Source organism: Caldimonas mangrovi (genome assembly GCF_023721835.1).
Lineage (GTDB): Bacteria > Pseudomonadota > Gammaproteobacteria > Burkholderiales > Burkholderiaceae_C > Caldimonas > Caldimonas mangrovi.
This window is the reverse complement of the sequence record NZ_JAMKFE010000004.1, coordinates 100,516-122,507: the sequence shown is the minus strand read 5'-3', so window position 1 is coordinate 122,507 and position 21,992 is coordinate 100,516. Positions and strand designations below refer to the sequence as shown.

General features: G+C 68.2%; 20 protein-coding genes. 16 read left to right on the top strand and 4 right to left on the bottom strand.

From position 1 onward, the window contains the following. The first annotated feature begins 205 nt into the window (after positions 1-205). Both M8A51_RS07970 and M8A51_RS07965 read left to right on the top strand, forming a co-directional pair. Positions 206-2,953, top strand: coding sequence for a hybrid sensor histidine kinase/response regulator (locus tag M8A51_RS07970; protein ID WP_251777677.1), 2,748 nt, complete (start codon positions 206-208; stop codon positions 2,951-2,953). A gap of 474 nt (positions 2,954-3,427) precedes the next feature. Beyond that, the gene (locus M8A51_RS07965) at positions 3,428-4,795 is read left to right on the top strand and encodes a sigma-54-dependent transcriptional regulator (RefSeq protein WP_251777676.1); all 1,368 of its coding nucleotides are present in this window, start codon (positions 3,428-3,430) and stop codon (positions 4,793-4,795) included. A gap of 57 nt (positions 4,796-4,852) precedes the next feature. Here M8A51_RS07965 and ybaK read toward each other — a convergent pair whose 3' ends face one another. Next, complete coding sequence (ybaK, locus tag M8A51_RS07960) at positions 4,853-5,344, bottom strand: Cys-tRNA(Pro) deacylase (protein WP_251777675.1); 492 nt, start codon at positions 5,342-5,344, stop codon at positions 4,853-4,855. Positions 5,345-5,360: 16 nt separating this feature from the next. Then, positions 5,361-6,422 (bottom strand): aldo/keto reductase, encoded by a 1,062-nt coding sequence (locus tag M8A51_RS07955; RefSeq protein ID WP_251777674.1) that lies wholly within the window; start codon positions 6,420-6,422, stop codon positions 5,361-5,363. Between the two features lie 168 nt (positions 6,423-6,590). Between M8A51_RS07955 and M8A51_RS07950 the strand changes: the two genes are divergently transcribed. From M8A51_RS07950 to M8A51_RS07940, 3 genes are read left to right on the top strand one after another with little or no spacing between them, the layout of a single operon-like run. Beyond that, on the top strand, positions 6,591-7,139 hold the full coding sequence (locus tag M8A51_RS07950) for a DUF2975 domain-containing protein (RefSeq protein WP_251777673.1): 549 nt from the start codon (positions 6,591-6,593) through the stop codon (positions 7,137-7,139). Continuing rightward, a complete protein-coding gene (locus M8A51_RS07945; protein ID WP_251777672.1) occupies positions 7,139-7,360 on the top strand; it encodes a helix-turn-helix domain-containing protein in 222 nt (73 codons plus the stop codon). The genes M8A51_RS07950 and M8A51_RS07945 overlap by 1 nt, the downstream gene beginning before the upstream one ends. Before the next feature lie 4 nt (positions 7,361-7,364). After that, positions 7,365-8,003: a hypothetical protein gene (locus M8A51_RS07940; RefSeq protein ID WP_251777671.1), complete on the top strand. Its 639-nt coding sequence runs from the start codon at positions 7,365-7,367 to the stop codon at positions 8,001-8,003. Between the two features lie 62 nt (positions 8,004-8,065). Here M8A51_RS07940 and M8A51_RS07935 read toward each other — a convergent pair whose 3' ends face one another. Further along, positions 8,066-9,829 carry an acyl-CoA synthetase gene (locus tag M8A51_RS07935; RefSeq protein WP_251777670.1) on the bottom strand — a complete coding sequence of 588 codons (1,764 nt, stop codon included), beginning with the start codon at positions 9,827-9,829 and terminating at the stop codon, positions 8,066-8,068. Between the two features lie 108 nt (positions 9,830-9,937). Then, on the bottom strand, positions 9,938-10,441 hold the full coding sequence (locus M8A51_RS07930; protein WP_251777669.1) for a GNAT family N-acetyltransferase: 504 nt from the start codon (positions 10,439-10,441) through the stop codon (positions 9,938-9,940). 71 nt (positions 10,442-10,512) lie between these two features. Here M8A51_RS07930 and msbA point away from each other — a divergent pair, with 71 nt between their 5' ends. From msbA to M8A51_RS07875, 11 genes are read left to right on the top strand one after another with little or no spacing between them, the layout of a single operon-like run. Next, on the top strand, positions 10,513-12,258 hold the full coding sequence (msbA, locus tag M8A51_RS07925) for a lipid A export permease/ATP-binding protein MsbA (RefSeq protein ID WP_251777668.1): 1,746 nt from the start codon (positions 10,513-10,515) through the stop codon (positions 12,256-12,258). A gap of 7 nt (positions 12,259-12,265) precedes the next feature. After that, positions 12,266-13,234 (top strand): D-glycero-beta-D-manno-heptose-7-phosphate kinase, encoded by a 969-nt coding sequence (gene rfaE1 / locus M8A51_RS07920; RefSeq protein ID WP_251777667.1) that lies wholly within the window; start codon positions 12,266-12,268, stop codon positions 13,232-13,234. 4 nt (positions 13,235-13,238) lie between these two features. Continuing rightward, positions 13,239-14,327: a glycosyltransferase gene (locus tag M8A51_RS07915; protein WP_251777666.1), complete on the top strand. Its 1,089-nt coding sequence runs from the start codon at positions 13,239-13,241 to the stop codon at positions 14,325-14,327. After that, the gene (locus M8A51_RS07910; protein WP_251777665.1) at positions 14,324-15,361 is read left to right on the top strand and encodes a glycosyltransferase family 9 protein; all 1,038 of its coding nucleotides are present in this window, start codon (positions 14,324-14,326) and stop codon (positions 15,359-15,361) included. Before M8A51_RS07915 ends, M8A51_RS07910 begins: the two co-directional genes overlap by 4 nt. Further along, on the top strand, positions 15,358-16,455 hold the full coding sequence (locus M8A51_RS07905) for a glycosyltransferase (protein ID WP_251777664.1): 1,098 nt from the start codon (positions 15,358-15,360) through the stop codon (positions 16,453-16,455). The genes M8A51_RS07910 and M8A51_RS07905 overlap by 4 nt, the downstream gene beginning before the upstream one ends. A 13-nt stretch (positions 16,456-16,468) precedes the next feature. Next, a complete protein-coding gene (locus tag M8A51_RS07900; protein WP_251777663.1) occupies positions 16,469-17,491 on the top strand; it encodes an alpha-2,8-polysialyltransferase family protein in 1,023 nt (340 codons plus the stop codon). 40 nt (positions 17,492-17,531) lie between these two features. Beyond that, a complete protein-coding gene (locus tag M8A51_RS07895) occupies positions 17,532-18,512 on the top strand; it encodes an NAD-dependent epimerase (RefSeq protein WP_251777662.1) in 981 nt (326 codons plus the stop codon). A gap of 23 nt (positions 18,513-18,535) precedes the next feature. Further along, a complete protein-coding gene (locus tag M8A51_RS07890; protein WP_251777661.1) occupies positions 18,536-19,162 on the top strand; it encodes a hypothetical protein in 627 nt (208 codons plus the stop codon). 19 nt (positions 19,163-19,181) lie between these two features. Beyond that, positions 19,182-20,198: a polysaccharide pyruvyl transferase family protein gene (locus M8A51_RS07885; protein ID WP_251777660.1), complete on the top strand. Its 1,017-nt coding sequence runs from the start codon at positions 19,182-19,184 to the stop codon at positions 20,196-20,198. Positions 20,199-20,223: 25 nt separating this feature from the next. Beyond that, on the top strand, positions 20,224-21,081 hold the full coding sequence (locus M8A51_RS07880) for a hypothetical protein (RefSeq protein ID WP_251777659.1): 858 nt from the start codon (positions 20,224-20,226) through the stop codon (positions 21,079-21,081). 51 nt (positions 21,082-21,132) lie between these two features. Further along, complete coding sequence (locus tag M8A51_RS07875; RefSeq protein ID WP_251777658.1) at positions 21,133-21,918, top strand: hypothetical protein; 786 nt, start codon at positions 21,133-21,135, stop codon at positions 21,916-21,918. Positions 21,919-21,992 lie beyond the last annotated feature (74 nt).

Below are 21,992 nucleotides of genomic sequence, written 5' to 3'. Positions count from 1 at the left end.
CGGCAGTCCCCCGGCAGGCGCCTTGCACTTGCGCCGCGGCGCTCGCCGGTTGCTGTGCCGGGTCCGAGGACGACGTCGCGCACCAGCAGCGGCAGCCACAGCCAGAGCCATGGCAGCGGTCGGCCCGGTACCGGTAGTGCGAGGAGCCTCGCAGCCACTGCCCGGTGTGACGGCCCTGCCCTGTCTGGCCCATTGAAAGCGGAGCATGCAGACGCATTCGCCTGCGAGTTCGACGGCGCCGTTTCTCGCCGATGCCGGCGTTTCGCTCGGTGAGCTGACCTTCGTCGCCGTCGAGTCGAGCGCCGACGGGCGTCCGTGGGTGGCCAGCGCCGCTGGCGCACTGAACGAGCTGTTGGGCAAGGAACCGACCGAGGTGCTCGGGCAACCGCTGAACAACCTGCTGGAGGGCGTCGATGAGCTGCTGGACGCCGCCGGCTCGACGGCCGATGCCTCGCACACCTCGATCGCCCGACTCAAGACCGGTTCACATGCACAAGGGTACGTGCGCGCCCAGCCGCTGCATGCGATCGCGAACACGGCCTGGCTGGTCAGCTTCCATACATTGCGTCCGTCGGCGGACGACGCGCAGCAGCGCTTGCCGGCGCTCGCAGGATTGCCCTTTGCGGGCCTTGCCCATGCAGTGCCCGCACTGCTGTTCGCCGCATCGCCCGACGGCGCCTCGGTGTACGTCAACCGCCACTGGTTCGACTACACCGGCTTGCCGACGCACCGCTCGCTGGCCGACGAGTGGCTCGCACTGATCCACCCGGACGACCATTCGTCGCTGATGCGGAGCTGGCACCATGCCGCCGCGCAGGGTGGCCGCTTCGAAGCCGAGTTTCGGCTGCGCAACGCCGACGGAGAGTTCCGCTGGCACCTGTGCCGCGCACGCCTGATCACCGACCACCTGGGTGAACCACTGCTGTGGGCCGGCATGGCGACCGAGATCGAGCACCAGAAGCGCGTCGAGGATGCGCTCGATCAACGCGAGCGCGAGTTCCGCACGCTGGTCGAGAACGCGCCGGACATCATCACGCGCCTCGATCGCGAGCTGCACCACGTCTACGCCAACCGCGCCACCGAGAACGCCTTCGGCGTGCCTCCCGCGCGCCTGATCGGCCGCACGCCGGAGCAAGCGGGGCTGCCGCGCGTCGTGGCCGACCATTGGCGCGCGGCAGCCGTCGCCGCCCTGGCCAGCGCCGAAGAGCAGGAGTGCGAGTTCAGCGTGAGCCAGCATCCTGGGCGTGCCGGGCCGGTCAGCCACTACATCTGCCGGCTGATCCCCGAGCGCAGTCGCGACGGCGAGGTGGAGACCGTGCTGTGCATCGGCTATGACATCACGCAGCGCCGCCGCGCGATGGCCGCGCTGGAAGAGAGCGAACTGCGCTTCCGGCAGTTCGCCGAAAGCACGGAGGACGTGTTCTGGCTGGCCGACGTGGCCACCGAGGAACTGCTTTACGTGAGCCCGGCCTTCGAGCGCGTATGGGGCATGGGCTGCCAGTCGCTGTACAGCGACCCGGCACGCTGGAACGAGGCCCTGCTGCCGCGCGACCGAGAGGAACTCCCCGAGCCCTTCTTCGGTGGCATCGGAGGGGGGACCAAGCCGCCGCCGGTGCGCGAGTACCGCATCCGCCAGCCGGGCGGGCAGGTGCGATGGATCCGCGACCGCCGCTTCCACCTGCGCGACGACGCCGGCCGGGTGGTGCGCGTTGGCGGCGTTGCCGAAGACATTACCGAACGCAAGGAGCGCGAGCTCGAGCGCGATGAGATGCTGGAGCGGGAACGTGCGCTGCGCGAGCAGGCCGAGGCGCTGACGTCGGCAAAGGACGAGTTTCTCGCGGTGGTTTCCCACGAGCTGCGCTCTCCGCTCAATGCCATTCGCGGTTGGGCTCATGTGCTGCGTCAGACAGGTCAGTATTCGGCGGCGCAGTTGCGTGCGCTCGACGCGATCGACCGCAACACGCAGACGCAGGCGCGCATGGTGGACGACCTGCTCGACATGCAGCGTGCCCTGCGCGGCAAGCTGCAGCTCGAAGCTCGTCGCACCGCGCTGGCGCCGATGCTGGAGCAGGCGGTCGACACCTTCCGGCCGAACGCCGAGGCCAAACGCATCGCGCTGGAGCTGCGGCACGACCCGGGCATCGACATGGTGTGTGTCGACGTCGACCGGCTGCGGCAAGCGCTGGTGAACCTCATCTCGAACGCCGTGAAGTTCACGCCGGAGGACGGCCGCATCGACGTGTCGAGCCGACTGCGGCCGCATGCGCTGGAGATCGAGGTGCGCGACTCGGGGATAGGCATCGAAGACACGGTGCTGCCGCAGTTGTTCGAGCGTTTCCGCCAAGCCGACGGCTCAAGCACGCGTCGCGCTGGCGGGCTGGGGCTGGGCCTGTCGCTGGCACGCCAGCTGATCGAGCTGCACGGCGGTCGGTTGAGCGCGCACAGCGAGGGCGTCGGGCGGGGAACGTCCTTCGTGATCGAGTTGCCGCGCCGCCTGGCCGAAGAGGCTCCATTGCCGGATGCAGCCGTGAACGGCGACACCCCGGCACTGGCCGGCAAGCGCCTGGTGGTGATCGAGGACGACGCCGACGGGCGCGAGATCCTCGGTTTCATCCTGAGCGACCAGAACGCACAGCTTTCCGCTTTCGACCGGGCCCCGGCGGCGTTTGAACATTTGTGCTCGCTGCAACCTGGACAGCGGCCCGATGCCGTGATCTCGGACATCGCGATGCCGGAGGAGGACGGCTACAGCTTCATGCGCCGCTGGCGCCGCTATGAGGCGGAGCACGGACTGCCGCGTGTGCCGGCGCTCGCATTGACGGCGTTCTCGAGCGCGTCGGAACGTGCCAAGGCGCTGAAGGCCGGTTTTGACGGGCACCTCGGCAAACCGATCGACTCGCCCGCATTGATTGACACGCTGTTGCAACTGCTGCGGCGGACTCAGGCAGCATAGTCGGCACGGTTCGCGCCTCGTGCCCGACCGCGCTGCAGGCCGATGCCCACACTTGGGGAAGGGCGTCACATCCTGCAAAACATACCGTCATAACTAGCAGGGTGCATTCTTCATCGAAATCATTGAAATGCCGGGCCCAAGTCCCATAATTGCCGCTCGTCGGGCGCAAACCGTGTGTGGCCTGCCAGGGCCGCGGCACTCGCGCCAGGCCGACGAGCGGGACCCGCGGCCGCAGGCGTACAGGATGTGCGACGGATCGGCGGGCAGGATGCATCAGAAGACTCCCAACCAACATGGGGGCCACCGAGGGACAGGGTCGTACCGGCGTTGCCGCGAACCGAGGTTGCCTTGGCATTCCCGCTTTCGGCATGCCGGATGCTTTTCAGCAGGCCGCCGCAGGGGCTTCACTGCGGCAGCTTGCGTCCACACGCGGATGCGAAGCCAGGCATCGTCCGCGTCATACGGAGGAAGAAGATGGGGCACGCACTCATCGTCGAAGACGATGCAGACTCGGCCGAAATGATGGCGGCACTGATCGCCAGTGAAGGGTTCACGGCGGCGACTGCGAACAGTCTGCGTGACGCACGCCGACAACTGGCGCTGCAGGAGCCGGACATCGTTCTGCTCGATCTGATGCTGCCGGACGGCAGCGGCATGGAGCTGTTCAACGAGCCGGAGACCCTGGCCAACACCGAGGTCGTGCTGATTACCGGGCACGCCAGTCTCGACACCTCCATCCAGGCGTTGCGCCTGGGCGCCGCCGACTACCTGATCAAGCCGGTCAACATCAAGCAGTTGCAAGGCATTTTGTCGCGCGTGATGCGTCCCTCGACGCTGAAAGCCGAGCTCGCCGACATGCGTGCCGAGTTCGAGCGCAGCGGCCGCTTCGGCATGCTGTGGGGCCGCTCGGGGGCGATGCAGCGCGTCTACGAGCAGGTCGCGCGGGTCTCGAGCACGGCAGTCACCGTGCTGATCACCGGCGAGAGCGGCACCGGCAAGGAAGTGGTCGCGCAGACCATCCACGAACTGAGCCGGCGACGCAAGAAGCCGTTCCTTGCGGTGAACTGCGGCGCCATTTCGCCGCAACTCATCGAAAGCGAGATCTTCGGCCACGAGAAAGGCGCGTTCACGGGCGCCGACCGCATGCACCAGGGCTTCTTCGAGCGGGCGCACGGCGGCACCTTGTTCCTCGACGAAATCACGGAGATGCCGCTCGAGCTGCAGGTAAAGCTGCTGCGTGTGCTCGAGACCGGCACCTTCATGCGCGTCGGCTCGACGCAATCGCAGGAAGCCGATGTCCGCGTGATCGCGGCGACCAACCGCGTGCCCGAACAAGCGGTGCAATCCGGCAAGCTGCGTGAGGACCTGCTGTACCGTCTCAACGTGTTCCCGATCAACCTGCCCCCGCTGCGCGATCGCACCGACGACGTGCCGCTGCTGGCCGAGCATTTCCTGCAGGACATCTGTCGGCGTGAAGGCGAGAACAAGCGCTTCGGCCAGCAGGCGCTGGACAAGATGCGCAGCTACCGCTGGCCCGGCAACGTGCGCGAGCTGCGCAACGTGGTGCAGCGCGCCTACGTGATGGAAGAAGGCCACACCATCGACGACGAGTGGCTGGTGTTCGACACGCCGGCGGTGCAGGAGCAGCGCGGCCCCTACATCACCGTGAGAGTCGGCACGCCGCTGGCCGACGTCGAGCGCTCGCTGATCCTTGCGACGCTGCAGCATTTCGGCAGCCACAAGGAGAAGACCGCGGCCGCGCTGGGCGTGAGCCTGAAGACGCTGTACAACCGGCTGAAGGAATATTCGCAGGAACCCGGCGGTACCGGCGGCGAGTCCTGAGCGCCAGGCCCCGCGGCCGAGCAAAGGGGCAGGCTTCGCAGCCTGCCCTTTCATTTTTTAGCTGTCGAGCGCGACGTTGACGAGCGTCGGCTGCAGCACGCGCACCACGTCCTTCGGGTCCATCGCGATGAGGAAGCCGCGCCGCCCCCCGTTGATGTAGATGCCGGGCAACGCCGCGATGCCCGCTTCCATGTAAACAGGCATCGACTTGCGAGTGCCGAACGGCGAGGTGCCCCCGACCAGATAGCCGGTGTGGCGCTGCGCCACCTCCGGTTGGCAGGGTTGCACCGTCTTGAGCTTCGCCTCGCGGGCGAGCTGCTTGGTCGAGACGCTGCGGTCGCCATGCATCAGCACGATCAGCGGCTGGCGGCGCTCGTCTTCCATCACCAGCGTCTTGATCACGCAGTGCTCGTCGACGCCCAGCTCGCGCGCCGACACGCGCGTGCCGCCGTGCTCCTCGTACTCGTACAGGTGCGGCTCGAAGGCGACGCCGTGCCGGCGCAGGAAGGCGGTCGCGGGCGTCTCGCTCGCGTGGTCTTTGCGTGCCATGCTGCCCTTCGACCCTTTACTGCGCCGGGTCGCGCATCTCCCAGCGGATGCGGTCGATCTGGGCAAGCAGCTCCTCGCTCAGCGTGGTGCCCCAGGCGTCGAGGTTCTCGTCGAGCTGGGCGCGGTTCGTCACGCCGATGATGGTGCTCGCGACCTGCCACTTGGTGTAGCAGAAGGCCAGTGCCAGGCGCGTGGGCGACAGACCGTGCTCGCGCGCCAGTTCGTTGTAGCGACGCGCAGCCGCCAGCGCCTCGGGCCGGCCCCAGCGCTGCTTGCGCATCGACTCGAACAACGCCATCCGGCCGGCCGGCTCGCCTTGCGACGCAATGCCGGACGTGTCGTATTTGCCGGTCAGCAGACCGAAACCGAGCGGCGAGTAGGCGAGCAACGACACGCTGTAGCGGTACATCGTCTCGTCGAGGCCGTTCTCGAGGCTGCGGTTGATCAGGCAGTACGGGTTCTGCACGCTGGCGATGCGGGGCAGGCCGTGCTGCTCGGCCACCCGCACGAACTCGGCCACGCCGTACGGAGTTTCGTTCGACAGGCCGATCGCCCGTACCTTGCCGTCACGCACCAGGCGGCCTAGCGCGTCGAGCTGCTCATGGATCGAGTTGACCGGCTTGTCGCGTTGCGGGTCGAAGTACAGGCTGCCGAACATCGGCACGTGGCGCACCGGCCAGTGGATCTGGTAGAGGTCGATACGGTCGGTCTTCAACCGCTTCAGGCTGTCTTCGCAGGCAGCGATGATGTCGGCCCCAGTCAGATCGGGGCTGGCATTGCGGATCCAGTCGTAGCCGCGCACCGGGCCGGCGACCTTGGAGGCCAGGACGACGCGCTCGCGCATGCCGGGGCGCGACGCGAGCCAGCGGCCGATGATGCTCTCGGTGTGGCTGTAGGTCTGTGCCCGCGGCGGCACCGGATACATCTCGGCGGTGTCGAGGAAGTCGACGCCGCGCGCCACGGCGTGGTCCATCAGGGCGTGCGCGTCGGCTTCGCCGACCTGTTCGCCGAAGGTCATCGTGCCCAGGCAGATCTTCGCGACCTTCAGGCCGCTTTGGCCCAGCGGGGTGTACTCCATTGCTCGTGCGTCCTCGTGCGGAATGAGAAGAAAGGCATCCAGTGTGCCGCAAGCGACGTGACCGTGCATATATGAACGACCTGGGTGCAGCCCGACAATTCTCGCTTTACTTTGTGTTTTTATCGTTTTACGATAAATAACTGTCACCTTCCCCCCATTGGAGTCGCCATGCCGTCCCTTCCTGTCCCGTTGGCGCGCGTGCGCCGGCTTTCACGCTGGATGCGCGGCCTTGCAGCCTTCGGCATCGCCACGCTGGGCGTCACGCCCTTCCTGCTGTGGGCCTCGCCCGAATGGATCCGCTTGCTCGCCAACGGTTATGGCCACTTCGCGCAGCACCCGATCACGATCAATCCTGTCGTGCAGGTGCTCGGCGCGCTGGCGATGCTGCCGCCGAGCGCGATCGGCATCTATGCGCTGGCGCAGGTCTGGCAGCTGTTCGGCGAGTACGCGCGCGGCGAAGTGTTCGGCGCGCGTGCCTGCCGCCGCCTGCGCCGCATGGCACTCGCATTGATCGCGGTCGCTGTCGCTCAGCCGCTGTCGCGCACGCTGACCGTGCTCGCGCTCACGCTGTACAACCCACCCGGCCAGAAGGTGCTGGCCATCGGCATTTCATGGCACGACTACACCTTTTTGCTGGTCGGCGGGGTGCTGCTCGCCGTCGCGTGGGTGATGGTCGAAGCGACGCGCCTGGCACAGGAACACGCGGAGTTCGTCTGATGCCCATCGTCGTCAACCTCGATCTGATGCTCGCCAGGCGCAAGATGCGCTCGCGCGAGCTGGCCGAGCGCATCGGCATCACCGAGCAGAACGTGTCGCTACTGAAGTCCGGCAAGGTGCGGGGCGTGCGCTTCGACACGCTGGAAGCGATCTGCGACGTGCTGCAGTGCCAACCCGGCGACCTGCTGGAATATCGCCCCGACGACGGCTCGCGGGCCTGACCGGTTGAACACCGCCGTCCTGCGGCCGGGTTTCGGCCGCCCCCCGTGGCTGCACGCCGGCTTTCTGCTGTCGCTGCTGGTGCACCTGGCCTTGCTGCTGTGGCTGGCAGGCTGGAAGGTGACGTCACCCGAGCCGGGCACGACGATACCCCGTCCTCTCGAAGTGAGGTGGCTGCCACCCGCCGAGCCGGCCGCCGCACGGCCACCGAAGATCGCTTCGAGGCCCGCCCGTACCCGGGCGAGAGAACGCATTGCGGTGGCGCCGCCGCAAGCCGCGACGACGGCGACGGTGAACGACACGACGGTGCCGCCCTCACCCGCACCACCCTCGGCCGCACCGCCCGCTGCGGCAGCGCCCTGGTCGCTCGATCTCCGTGTCCCGCCCGTCCCCGCGGCGCCGTCGCCGGCCGGGCAGGCGATGGCGGATCCGCGCGCGAACGTTCGAAGCGCCCCGGTCGACGCCATGGCTCGCCGGCTCACCGGGACCACGCACCGCACCGAACAACGCATGGCTCGAGGGTGGGTCGTGCGCGAAGGCACGCGTTGCTGGGAAGTGCGACCGGCACGCGCGAACGATCTGCATCCGTTCGATGCGACGATGCAGCCCATCCCCCATGGGGTGCGCTCTTGCGAAGACGATTGACGCACCGATGCAGCGCCGCTCGGCTCGCCGCCATGGCGGTGTGCCTCGGAGCGCGACCAACCTCAGCGCTTCGCTGCCGCCCGTTCTTCCTCGCGCAGCCTGAGCACCCGGCGCTGCACCTTGCCGGTGGTCGTCATCGGCAACGCGTCGATGAACTCGATCTCCTTCGGATACTCGTACGGGGCGAGCTTGCCCTTGACATGCTGCTGCAGGGCGTGCACCAACGCATCGTCGCCGGCGTGGCCGCAAGCGAGCACCACATAGGCCTTCACGACCGCGCCACGCTCGGCGTCGGGCTTGGGCACGACCGCCGCATTGGCCACCGCCGGATGCTTGACCAGGCAGTTCTCGATCTCGCTCGGCCCGATGCGGTAGCCCGCGGCCTTGAACACGTCGTCGCTGCGGCCCTGGTACCAGAGGTAGCCATCCTCGTCCATCACCGCGGTGTCGCCGGTGCGGCACCAGGAATTGTCGGGATCGCCGGTGAACTTGGCACGCGTGGCGCCGTCGTTGCGCCAATAGCCGAGGAAAAACACCGGGTCGGGGTCGCCGTGGATGTCGCAGCGGTGTACGGCCACGTCCCCCGGCGTGCCGGGCGGGCATGGATGCCCCTGATCATCGATCACCGCGACGCGATGACCCGGATAGGGCCGGCCCATGCTGCCGGGCCGAGCGGGCCAGCAGGCGCTGCCGTTGCCGACGATGTAGTTCATCTCGGTCTGCCCGAACATCTCGTTGATCGTGATGCCGAGTTGCTGCTGGCCGTACGCGAACACCGCGTCGCCGACCGCCTCGCCGGCGCTCATGATCGCCTGCAGCGCCAGGTCGTACTGCCGGCGCGGCTCGGGCACCGCCTTCATCATCGCCTTCAGCGCCGTCGGGAACAAAAAGGTGTGCGTGACGCGGTAGCGCTGCATCAGCTCGTAGGCTTTTTCGGCGCTGAAGCGGCCCTGGTAGGCGACGATGGTGCGGCCGAAGTACAGCGTGGGCAGCAAGGCGTCCATGAGGCCGCCCGTCCAGGCCCAGTCTGCCGGCGACCAGAAGATCTGGTCGCCGGCAGACTGGGCCGGGGGCCCCTCGTTGACGCCCCCCATCCCCCGCTCCCCCTTCCCCGAGGGAAGGGGGCCGGATGACGGGGGCGGAAAGCCGAACCAGTTCTGGCTGGCGGTGAAGCCGGGCAGATTGCCGATCAGCGCGCGGTGGGGGATCAGCGCGCCCTTCGGCGGGCCGGTGGTGCCGCTGGTGTAGATCAGCACGGCCGGGTCATCGGCCTTGGTGGCGCGGCCGACGTAGACCGAGGTTTCGCGCACCAGCATGGCGTCCCAGTCCATGTCGCCGCGGCCGGTGGCAGCGCCGGCGGCGATCACGTGCTGCAGCGCCGGGCAGCCCGTGCGGGCCGCGCACAGGTTCTCGATCGACGACTCGTCAGCGATCGCGACGCGGGCCTCGCTGTCCTGCAGCCGGTATTCGAGCGCGTCGGGCCCGAACAGCATCGACAGCGGCATGGCCACGGCGCCCAGTTGGTAGGCGGCGATGTGCGCAATCGCCGTCTCGAGACGCTGCGGCATGACGATCGCGATCCGGTCGCCGGGCCCCACGCCCAGGCGCTCCAGCGCATGCGACAGACGGTTCGCCCGTGCCTGCAGTTCGCCATAGGTCAGCTGCGTCCGATGGCCGTCTTCGTGCTCGTACAGGATCGCGACCCGTTCGGGCGCCTCGCGAGCCCATCGCGAGCAGCACAGCTCGCCGATGTTGAGGACCGGCGGGACCTGCCAGCGGAAGTCGCGGTAAAGCGCGTCGTAGAGATCGTTGTTGTCCTGGACCATCGCTGTCTCCTGAGGGCGCAGCTTAGCGAGCCGTCACCCGGCGGACTATCAGGGCTTGCAGGGGAGGCGCGCCGCAACGCCGGGCGGGCAGCATGCCACGCCGCCGGTTCAGCCCCGACGCGCCAGATGCAGCAGCGCGTCGTCGGTCACCCGGCAGAGGCGCCAATCCGGCATCACGGTGGCGCCCATCGCCTCGTAGAAGCGGATCGCCGGTTCGTTCCAGTCCAGCACGCTCCATTCGAAACGCCCGCAGCCGCGCTCGACGGCCAGGGCCGCCAGGTGTTTCAGCAGGAGCTTGCCGACGCCGGCGCCGCGGTGCGCCGGCAGCACGAACAGGTCTTCCAGGTACAGCCCCGGCTTGCACAGGAAGGTCGAGAAGTTGGTGAAGAACAGCGCAAACCCGACCGCGCACCGGTCGGCGCCCTCGCCGAGTTCAGCCACCACCGCCTCGGCGGGCGGACGGGCGCCGAACAACTGCGCTTGCAGCTTCTCGGGCGTGATCTGCAGCAGATGAGTCAGCTTTTCGTACTCGGCCAGGGCGGTGATGAGGCCGACCAGGGCGGGTACGTCGGTCGGGTCGGCGGGACGGATATGCAAGCTCATGCGCGGCATTATGGAAGGGTGTCCGGCCGGCCGCGGCCGAAGCGTGGAAAATCGCGCTCTTGGTTTCCACGGAAGTGGTGATGACCCACGACAAGCAATTCGACCTCTACAAGCGCGTCCTGGCCCGCTCGCGGCCCTATTGGCGCACCTTCGCGCTCGGCATCGCAGCGATGGTGCTGTATGCCGCCACGGAAACCGCACTGCCCGCGTTGTTGAAGGTCATGCTCGACGGCAGCTTCGTGGACAAGGACCCGCGTGTGATTCACCTGACGCCGGTGGCCATCGTGGTGCTGTTTCTCGTGCGCGGGGCCTCGGACTTCGTGCACACGACCGCGCTGAACAAGGTCGCCACCGGTGTGGTGCTCGACCTGCGTCGCGCGCTGTTCGACAAGCTGCTGCAACTGCCGACCAGCTACTACGACAACGAACCGAGCGCCCGGGTGATGTCGAAGCTGTCCCACAACGCGCAGCAGATCAGCCCCATCATCACCAGCGCGCTCATCACGATCGTCAAAGACAGCCTGACGGTGATGGGGCTGCTCGGCTACATGCTGTATCTGAACTGGCGGCTTTCCCTGCTCTTCTTCACGGTGCTGCCGGTCATTGCCTTGGTGATTCGTTCGGTGAGCCGGCGGCTGCGGCGCTTGAGCGGCGCGCAGCAGACGAGCATGGGCAACATGAACCACGTCATCAAGGAGGTGATCGGCGGCCACCGGGAGATCAAGATCTTCGGCGGCGAGGCCTATGAATCGCGGCGCTTTTCCGACGTGGCAGGCGGCCTGAGGCGCTACGCGATGAAGGTCGCCGCGACGTCGGCCGCCAACGGCCCGATCGTGCAGGGCATCGCCGTGCTGGCACTCGCGGCGATCATCTACTACGCCGCGCTGCAGTCACAAAGCAATGCGTTGACGGTCGGCGGCTTCGTCTCGTTCTTCGGTGCGATGGCGCTGCTGCTGGCGCCGTTGAAGCGTCTGTCGAACGTCAACGAGCCGCTGCAGCGCGGGCTGGCCGCAGCCAGCAGCGTGTTCGAGGTGCTCGACGCCCCGAGCGAGCCCGATGACGGCACGCGCGAACTGGAACACGTCGACGGGCGGCTCCAGTTCGTCGATGTCGGCTTCCGCTACCCGTCGACCGAGCGCGACGCGCTGAGCAGCGTCGACCTCGACATCCGGCCCGGGGAAACCGTCGCACTGGTCGGCGCCTCGGGCAGCGGCAAATCGACCCTGGTCTCGCTGATTCCCCGCTTCTACCCGCCGACGACGGGGACCATCCTGCTCGACGGCGTCGACACGCGGGAACTGAAGCTGGCGAACCTGCGCACCCACCTGGCGCTGGTGACGCAGCATGTGGTGCTGTTCAACGACACGGTGGCCGCCAACATCGCGTACGGTGGCCATGGCGACGTCGACGAAGCGGACATCATCCGGGCGGCCGAGGCGGCGCATGCGATGGATTTCATCCGCGCGCTGCCGCAAGGCCTGCGCACGCAGATCGGCGAGAACGGCGCCAGGCTGTCGGGCGGCCAGCGCCAGCGCATCTCCATCGCTCGGGCGCTGCTGAAGGATGCGCCGATCCTGCTGCTCGACGAAGCCACTTCGGCGCTGGACACCGAATCGGAACGCGCCGTGCAGGCTGCGATCGACAATCTGAAGCGGGGCCGTACGACCATCATCATCGCCCACCGGCTGTCGACCATCGTCAATGCCGACCGCATCGTCGTGCTGGACCAAGGCAGAATTGCCGAGGCCGGCACGCACCAGACACTGCTTCAACAGGGCGGCATCTATGCACGGCTGCACCGGCTGCAGTTCTCCAACGTGGAATGACCACCCCATGCGCATCCCCGACTACTCGACGCTCCGCCTGCTGGTCGCCGGCGACGTGATGCTCGACCGTTACTGGACCGGCAGCACGACCCGCATCTCGCCGGAAGCGCCCGTCCCGGTGGTCAACATCCGCCATGTCGAGCATCGCGCCGGCGGCGCCGCCAACGTGGCGCTGGGCCTGCGTGCACTGGGCGCCTCGGTCGAACTGATGGGCCGCGTCGGCGCCGACGACGGGGCGCGCACGCTCGCGCAGCTGCTCGACCACGCCGGCGTGCAGTGCCGCTTCGAGGAAGACGCCTCGCGCCCCACCATCGTCAAGCTGCGTGTGCTGAGCCATCACCAGCAAATGATCCGGCTCGACTTCGAGGACACGCCCGACGCCTCGGCCAGCCTGCCGGTACAGCGCTTCGAGCCCCTGCTCGGCGGCATGGACGCGGTGGTGCTGTCCGACTACGGCAAGGGTGCGCTGTTCAACGTGCCGGCGCTGATCGCATGCTGCCGCCGCGCCGGCCGGCCGGTCCTGGTCGACCCGAAGCAGGCGGACTTCGCCGTCTACCGCGGCGCGACCGCCATCACACCGAACCGCCATGAATTCGAACGCGCGGCCGGCGTCTGCCGCACCGAGCGGGAACTGGTGGACAAGGGCCAGGCTCTGCTCGAGCAGATGGAATGGCAGGCGCTGCTGATCACGCGCGGCGAAGAAGGCATGACCTTGCTCGAGCGCGGCGCATCCGCGGCGCACCACATTCCCGCCCGCGCACGCGAGGTCTACGACGTGACGGGCGCGGGCGACACCGTGATCGCCGTGCTGGCCGCCTGCATCGCCGCGGGGCTCGGGTGGCAGGCAGCAGCGGAGCTGGCCAACCTGGGTGCAGCGGTGGCCGTCGGCAAGGTCGGCACGGCCGCCGTGACACTCGCCGAACTGGCGCAGGCCGCCCGCGAGGCCGATGCCGCGTCGTCGGCGGGCCGAGCCTGAACCGATGGTGACGTCCATCCACGTGCTCGGCAGCCGCGAGCTGGGCGGCGCCGACCGCTTTTTCATCCGGCTGGTCGAGGCGCTGACGCGCGCCGGTCACCCGACACTCGCCGTCACCCGGCCGGGCAGCCCGGTTGCGCGCGAAATGCGGCCCGAGGTCGAGCAGCTGCACCTGCCGCTGGCCGCCAAGTGGGACCTGTATTCGCGCTGGCGTCTGACGCGGCTGATCGCCGAGCGCCGGCCGGACGTCGTGCAGACCTACATGGGCCGTGCCACACGCCTGACGCGCCTGCCGCGCCACAGCCCCGCGCTGCACGTGGCACGTCTGGGCGGCTTCTACAAGATCCGCGGCTACTACGAACACGCCCACGCCTGGGTCGGCAACACGCAGGCCATCTGCGACTACCTGAAAGCACAGGGCCTGCCGTCGGAACGCATCTTCCACATCGGCAACTTCGTGCCGCAGCCGCGCGACGTGAGCGCCGATGAACGCCGGGCGCTGCGGCAACAGCTCGGCCTGTCCGACGAGGCATTGGTCGTCTTCGCGCTCGGCCGGCTGATCGAGAAGAAGGGCTTCGCCGACCTGCTGCGCGCGTGGGCCGCCACGCCGGCCGATGCGGCCGGACCGCCCGCCGTCCTGGTGATCGCGGGCGACGGTCCGGACCGGCAGGCGCTGGAGTCGTTGAGCGGCGAGCTGGGCTTGCGCGAGCGGGTGCGCTGGGCCGGCTGGCAGAACGACCCGACGCCGTTCTACGCGCTGGCCGACCTGTTCGTCTGCCCGTCGCGCCACGAGCCGCTCGGCAACGTCATCCTGGAAGCCTGGCAGCACCGCCTGCCGGTGCTCAGCACGCGCAACGAGGGTGCCACCGAGCTGGTCGACGAAGGCGTCAACGGGCTGCTGGCACCGCTGTCGGACCCGGCGGGCCTGGCGCAAGCCCTGAGCGCGATGCTGGCGCTGCCGTCCGCAGAGCGCCGGCGCCTGGCCGATGCCGGCCACCGCACGGTGCAGGCCGAACACCACGAGAGCGCCGTCGTGAACGCCTACCTGGCCTTGTACGAACGGCTGGCCGCCGAACGCCGGTCGGGCCGATGAATCGCATCCTTGTCATCCGGCTGTCGGCGCTGGGCGACGTCGTCATGGCCTCCGGCCTGATCCCGGCGCTGCGGCAGCTGCACCCGCAAGCGCACCTGGCCTGGCTGGTGGAGCCGGCGGCCGCACCGCTGCTGCGGCACAACCCTCGCCTCGACGAAGTCATCGTATGGCCGCGCGGCGAATGGCAGGCCTTGTGGCGCCAGCGACGCCTGCCCGAGTTGTGGCGCCGCGCGCGCGACTTCCGGCGCGAGCTCAAGTCGCGCCGGTTCGACCTCGTCATCGACGCACAAGGGCTGTTGAAGAGCGCGGTGTGGGCTCGGCTGACGGGCGCACCGCGTCGCATCAGCCTGATCGGGCATGAAGGCAGCCACCGGCTGATGACCGAACGGGCGGTGCCGCCGCCCAATCCCACCAAGCCGATCGGCAACGAATACCGTTTCCTCGCGAAATACCTGGGAGCACCCGCTTCGTCGTTCCAGCTCGACCTTGCGCTCGGCGCAGCGGCGCGGGACACGGCCGCCGGCAGGCTGCAGGCAGCCGGCGCCGTGGGCCGGTTTGCTGCGCTGTGCCCCTTCACGACACGGCCGCAAAAACACTGGTTCGAAGACCGCTGGGCCGCGCTGGCGCTACGGCTGAAGCAGGCCGGCCTGGTGCCGGTGCTGCTCGGCGGCCCGTCGGACGCCGAGGCGGCTGCACGCATCACGGCGGCTGCGCCAGGCGCCGTGAACCTCGCCGGCGCCTTGAAGCTCGACGAAACGGCCGCCGCCATCGCGCGCTGCAGCGTGCTGATCGGTGTGGACACCGGGCTGACCCACATGGGCACTGCGCTGAAGGTACCGACCGTCGCGCTGTTCGGTTCGACCCGGCCCTACCTCGACGCACGCACGCCCACGACGCGCATCATGTACGAACGACTCGACTGCTCGCCCTGCCACCGGCATCCGACCTGCGACGACCGCTTCGATTGCATGCGGCTGCACAGCGTCGACGCCGTGTACGCCCAGGCGCTGGGACTGCTGGAGGCCCAGCCATGAAGGTCCTGCACGTCGAGGCGGGCATGCACCTGTATGGCGGCGCGCTGCAGGTGGTCTTCCTGCTGCAGGGACTGCACGGGGCCGGCGACCAGCACCTGCTCGCGTGCCCGACGGGCAGTGCGATCGCCGATGCCGCACGGCCGTATGCCACCGCGGTGCACGAGATGCCGATGAAGGGTGATGCCGACGTCGGGCTGGTCGGCCGGCTGCGCAAGCTGATCCGGCAGGAGCGCCCGGACGTCGTGCACCTGCACAGCCGCCGCGGCAGCGACCTGTGGGGCGGCCTGGCGGCGCGGCTGGAAGGTGTGCCCGCCGTGCTGAGCCGGCGCGTCGACAACCCCGAGTCGCGCGCCTGGGTGGCCCTCAAGTATCGGCTGTACCGACGCGTGATCGCGATCTCGAACGGCATCCGCGACGTGCTGCTCGACGAAGGCGTACCGGCCGACAAGGTCGTCTGCGTGCACAGCTCGGTCGATACCGAACGCTACCGGCCCGGCGGCGGCGACCGGCCCTGGTTCTTGTCGGAGTTCGGGCTGGAGCCCGGCCAACCGGTGCTGGCGATGGTGGCGCAGTTCATCGCGCGCAAGGGCCACCGTACGCTGATCGACGCGATGCCGGCGGTGCTGCAGGCTCATCCCCGCGCGCGCGTGCTGCTGTTCGGCCAGGGCCCGGAGCAACCGGCGATCGACGAACTGATCCGCGCCCGGGGGCTGCAGGGCAGTGTCGTGCTCGCAGGCTTTCGCAACGATCTGCAGCGGGTGCTGCCCTGCCTCGACGTGGTGGTCCACCCCGCTACGATGGAGGGCCTGGGCGTCGCGCTGCTGCAGGCCGCGGCCTGCGGCGTGCCGATGGTGGCAGCGCGCGCCGGTGGCATTCCCGAGATCGTGGTCGACGGCCGCACCGGCATCCTGATCGAGCCCGGCGATGCGCCGGCCCTGGCGCGTGGCATCGTCACCCTGCTCGACGCACCGGCACTGCGGGCCGAGTACGGCGGCGCCGGCCGTGCGCTGGCGCTGAACGAATTCTCGGTGGAGGCGATGGTGCGCGGCAACCGGGCGGTCTACCAGCAGGCCGTGGCCGGCCTCGGCAGGTGAGCCGACCACGAAGATGAGCATCGTCGCCGTCTACTTCGTCGCGTCACCGCTGCAGTACCTCGCGGCCCAGCAAATCGCCGCGCACTTCGAACCCGGCGCCCGGCAGGTATTGATCTGGTACAAGCGCAGCCTCGCAGCCATCGTCAGACCGGCACGCTGGGACGCCTGCGCCTACATGCCCTGGCCCCGGTGGGACCCGCTGCCCGGCTGGTTCGGACGTCACCGCCGGCTGCGCCAGAACGTGCGCCTGGTGGCCGAACTGGCGGGACGCTGCGACGAGCTGCACCTGCACAGCGCCGTGTTCGACACCGAGGCCATCAACTACTTCCTGCGTGCCTTGCCCCGTGCCTGCGGTGCGCGCACGTTGAGCGCGCGCATCCTGCCGGACGGCGTGATCAGCATCCGCAGGTACCCGTTGACACCGGCCAAGCGGCTGGCCCAGCACCTGCGCAAGCTGCGCCGCCTGGCCGCTCCCGAACTCGACTACACGACCTTCGCCGGCGACCGCATCGGCTCGGACGCCTCGTTCTGCGACCGCATCTACGTGTTGCCCGGCCTGCCGCACGAGTATCCCGCCGCCAAGGCCGTCACGCTGCCGCCGCTGGCCGCCGTGGCAGCATCGCCGGTACGGGGCGCGCCGAGGCGCGCGCTGGTGATCGGGCAGCCCCTCACCGGTTTTGGCCTGATGGACTCGGCAGGCATGCTCTCCGCGAGCGAAGAGATCGAGCAGTGGCTGCGCAGCCGGAACATCGACCAGGTGCTCTACAAGGGCCACCCCAAGGATGCGCAGCGCGAACTCTGGCGCCCGGGCTACGAGGTGCTCGACCTCGACGAACCGCTCGAATCCTGGCTGGCACACGAGCATTTCGATGCAGTGGCAGGCGTGCGCTCGTCGGCCCTGCTGTTCGCCAAACAGATCTACGGCGCCGACACCGAAGTGGCCGCGTTCGGATGGGATCGCATACGCTTCAAGTCGGACGCAGAGAAGCGCGATATCAGCGCCGTCTTCCAGGCCTGCGGCGTGGCCTTGCTGTAAGACGAACCGGGCACAATCGCGCATTTCAGATCCGAATTCCATGAAGATACTCGTCACCGGCGCGGCCGGCTTCATCGGCATGCACGTGTGTCAGCGCCTGTTGGCGAGAGGTGACGAGGTCACCGGCGTGGACGACCTGAACGACTACTATTCGCCGCAGCTCAAGGCCGACCGACTGGCGCAGCTGCAGCCGCAGCCGGGCTTCCGGTTCCAGCGGCTCGACGTCGCTGACACGAAAGCCATGCAGGCGCTGTTCGCAGAAGGGGGCTTCGAGAAGGTCGTCCACCTGGCGGCCCAGGCAGGCGTGCGCCACTCGATCCACCACCCGATGGCTTACGGCCACAGCAATCTGGTGGGATACCTGAACGTGCTCGAAGCGTGCCGGCATGCGACGGTGCAGCACCTGGTCTACGCCAGCAGCTCCAGCGTGTACGGCGGCAACACCAAGATGCCCTTCTCCGAGGACGACCCGGTGGACCGGCCGGTCAGCCTGTACGCTGCCACCAAGCGTGCCAACGAGCTGATGACCCACTCTTACAGCCACCTGTACGGCTTGCACGCCACCGGCCTGCGCTTCTTCACGGTCTACGGCCCCTGGGGCCGGCCCGACATGGCCTACTTCTCTTTCACCAAGGCGGTCCTCGAGGACCGCCCGATCGACGTGTTCAACCATGGCCGGATGGCGCGCGACTTCACCTACATCGACGATGTCGTCGAAGGTATCGTACGGGTCCTCGACCGAACGCCAGACGCCGGCGAAGGGCCCCCCTGCCGTGTCCTGAATATCGGCAATCACCAGCCCGAGCAGTTGCTGGACTTCATCGCCTGCATCGAATCGGCCACCGGCCGGCGAGCCCGCCTCAACCTGCTGCCGATGCAGGACGGCGACGTGCCGGCCACCTATGCCGACGTCGAGCGCCTCGAGCGCTGGGTCGGTTTTCGGCCGACGACGAGGCTGCAGGACGGCATCCGGCGGTTCGTCGACTGGTATGTCGGGTACTACGGCGCTCCAGCCGCCTGATCCCGTCCGCCGACTCGACATCCATGGGACTCGCGGTACTTGTCGGCAACGCCCCTCCACGCGAGGATCTGCGCCGCATCATCGACGGCGCCGACTTCGTCGCGCGCATCAACACCTGCGCAGCGCTTGGGGCAGAGTACGGCCGGCGCACCGACCGGGTGTACCTGTGCAACACCGGCGGTGTCGCCCGGCGATTCATCGGCTCGGAAGAGCTGCACCGCACGATCGCCGGCAGCGGCGCGCGCGACGTGGTGTTCAGCTACCCGCGCGTTCCGCTGCGGCGCCTGCTGCACTGCATCCTCCGCGGCAAGCGGGGCACCGGCGTGGACCGCACGCAAGCGTTGACGCAGGTGCTGTCCCACCACGGCCTGCGTTGCTCGCCGATGCCGCAGGAGGTGTTCGACGAGGTGGTCGCATTCGTGAAGGCGCAGCCGGGCTTCGACGGCTACCCCCGCAGGATGCCGTTGTGGACACCCAGCTCGGGGGGCGTTGCGCTCGCGCACCTGGCCCGGGACCCCGTCCTGGCCAGGCACTCGATTGCACTCGCCGGCTTCGGCTTCCAGGGCTGGGAAGGCCATCCGTGGTTCGCCGAGCGAGCGTACGCCGAACAGTTGCAGCAAGCCGGCCGGTTGTCCTTCCTGGACCGTTGAGCGAGGACCGTCACAAGAGATGAAGCGCTATACCCTCGTCAACGACACCACGCCCGACCTGCATATCGGCAGCGACGCGGTCGTCCGCACCATCCGCCAAGCCGCGAAGGTGCACGGCTACACCGAGGCGGCGGCGCACCGCGTCAGCACCGAAATCACCGGCAAGGACTACCACCGGCTGCTCTCGGGCTCCGAACTGATCGTCATCAATGGTGAAGGAACCCTGCACGGCGACAGCCGGGGGTGCAAGAACATCGCGCATTTCGCCGCGGTCGCGAAGTCGGAAGGCAAGCGCGTCGCGCTCATCAACAGCTGCTACAGCGACAACTCGCAGATCACAGCCGACCTGCTCATGCGCTGCGACCTGCTGGCGTTTCGCGAGTCGCACGCTGCGAGTTCCTTCTGCGCACAGCAACCCGACGCACAACCCTTGGTCGTCGGCGACCTCAGCCTGCAATCCTTTCCCCGCGCTGCCCGGTCCAGCAGCGGCGCCCGCATCGCCGTGACGGACTCGGTGCTCGACGACGCGACCCGCGCCCTGCTGCAGATCGGCCAGCACTTCGGCGCCGACTATGCCTGCGTGAAGGATTTCAAGCTGCTGTCCAGCAAGAACGTGCCGCTGCGCAGCGCGTGGCAGGTGTTCGCGCAAGGCGCGCGAAGGCTGCGGCCGCACCCCTCCTTGCTGCTCAACGTGTTGCGCCACCAGTCGCGCGCGACCTTTCATGCCAGCGCACAGCGCGCCGCGCTTCTGATCACGGGACGCTTCCATGCGGTGATGTACTGCCTGTGCAACCAGATGCCGTTTCTCTACATCGCATCGAACACCGCGAAGATCGATCACGTGCTGCGCGACGCCGGCCTCGACATCGCCCGTCGCAAGATCAGCGGGCTGGATGACGTGCGACGGCTCGGCGCGCAGCCCGCAGAACTGGTGCGCGCGGCGGCGTTCACACCGGCCGAAGAGCAGGGCCTGCGCCTGTACCTGCAGCAGCAGCAGGCAGCTGCGGACGCGCTGCTGCGCACTGTTTTCGCGTGAGCGCGCCAGCCAAGCGAACCGCCCCATGAGAAACCCGTTTGTCCTGCACAAGAAGAACCGGCTGCTGTCACGGCTCGAGACCCTCAAGCTCTACTATCGCAACCGCTCCTCGCAAGACCCGGTGACCGATCCTGCCGGGCCCGTGGTGTCGCTGACGACCTTCGGGCCTCGCATACCCATCGTCTACATCGCCATCGAATCGATCGGCCGGGGAACGCTGAAGCCCTCCCGCCTGATCCTGTGGCTCGACGAGGCCGAACGGGTTCGCGACCTTCCCGACACCCTGCGGCGCCTCGCGGCGCGCGGCCTGGACATACGGTATTGCGAAGATCTCGGCCCGCACAAGAAGTACTTTCCGTACGTGCAGTCCCAGCCGCATTTCGACCTTCCCCTGGTCACGGCCGACGACGACGTCATCTACCCGAAATACTGGCTGCAGGAACTGATGCAGGCCTACGCCGCCTATCCGGACTGCATCAACTGCCTGCGCGCCAAGCACGTCCGGCTGGACGGTGAGGGACTCGTCCCGTATGACAACTGGCGCTCATGCACCGACACGCGACCGAGCCACCTGCATTTCGCCACGGGCGTTTCGGGCGTCGTCTACCCGCCTGCGTTCCAGCAAGTGCTCAAGGACGCCGGCGACGGTTTTCGCAGCGTCTGCCCGCGGGCGGACGACATCTGGCTGCATGCTCAGGCGCTGCGGCATGGCTTCCGGGTTCGACAGGCCCGGCCTCGTGCCGTGCATTTCGTCGAGGTGCGGGGCACGCAGAAGAGCTCGCTGAACCGCAGCAACGTGCAAGGCGGCGGCAACGACCGCCAGCTGCGCGCGATGTACGACGCCAGCGACCTGGAGCGCCTGCGGCAGGAACTCGCGCAGTAGACTGACCGCGCCATCTTCTTCGAGCATGCACCTGGCATCCCCTCTCAAGCCGTGAGCACCCTTCCCATCGTCTGCCTCGCCCTGGGCGATTTCTACGGCCTGGGCGATCAGTACGTCGGCCGCATGTACGACATGCTCGCGCGTCATTGCGACCGGCCGTTCCGTTTGGTGTGCTACACCGACCGCCCGCGCAAGCTCCCGGCCGGCGTCGAAAGCGTCGACTGTTCCGGCTGGCGTGAACTCGATCGACCCGGCATGCGGGCCACGACGCGCAAGCTCGGGCTGTTCAACCCCGCCTACGTGCCGTTTGCCGAATTCCTCTACCTCGATCTCACCCTGGTGATCCGCGGCAGCATGCAACCGCTGCTGGACGTCGCTTTCGGCAGTGAAAAAGACTTGGTCATCGTCGACGACTGGCATCACGAGGGCTACAACTCCAGCGTCATGCGCATCCGGCCCGAGCCGCTGCGCTTCATCTACGATGCCTTCGTGGCCGGAGAGAGCTATGCGCAGAAGGTTGCGGGCGACCAGGACTTCATCCGTGCTGTGGTTGAAAAGCACTCGGCGCAGCAGCGCGTCGAGTTGTTCCCCCCGGGCCTGGTGGTCAGCTACAAAAATGCGGTGCGCACCGGCCGGCGCAACCCGGTCACAGCGCGCGCCATGGTCGACGGCGCCGTCATCGTGAAGTTCCATGGCCGGCCCCGCATGCACGAAGTTTTCGATCCGTTCCACCACTTCTGGCGCATCCGCCTGCGCGACCTTGTGCATGGCCGATTGCGCTCGCCGGTTCCCACCGCTGAACTCAAACGCGAGTGGCTAGGAACGGACGCGTCATAGCGCCGTGTGCAGCCGCTGCGGAGCCTTCGAGCGACCCGTCGCCTCGGCGTCAGCACGGGAGCGGCATTTCCGAC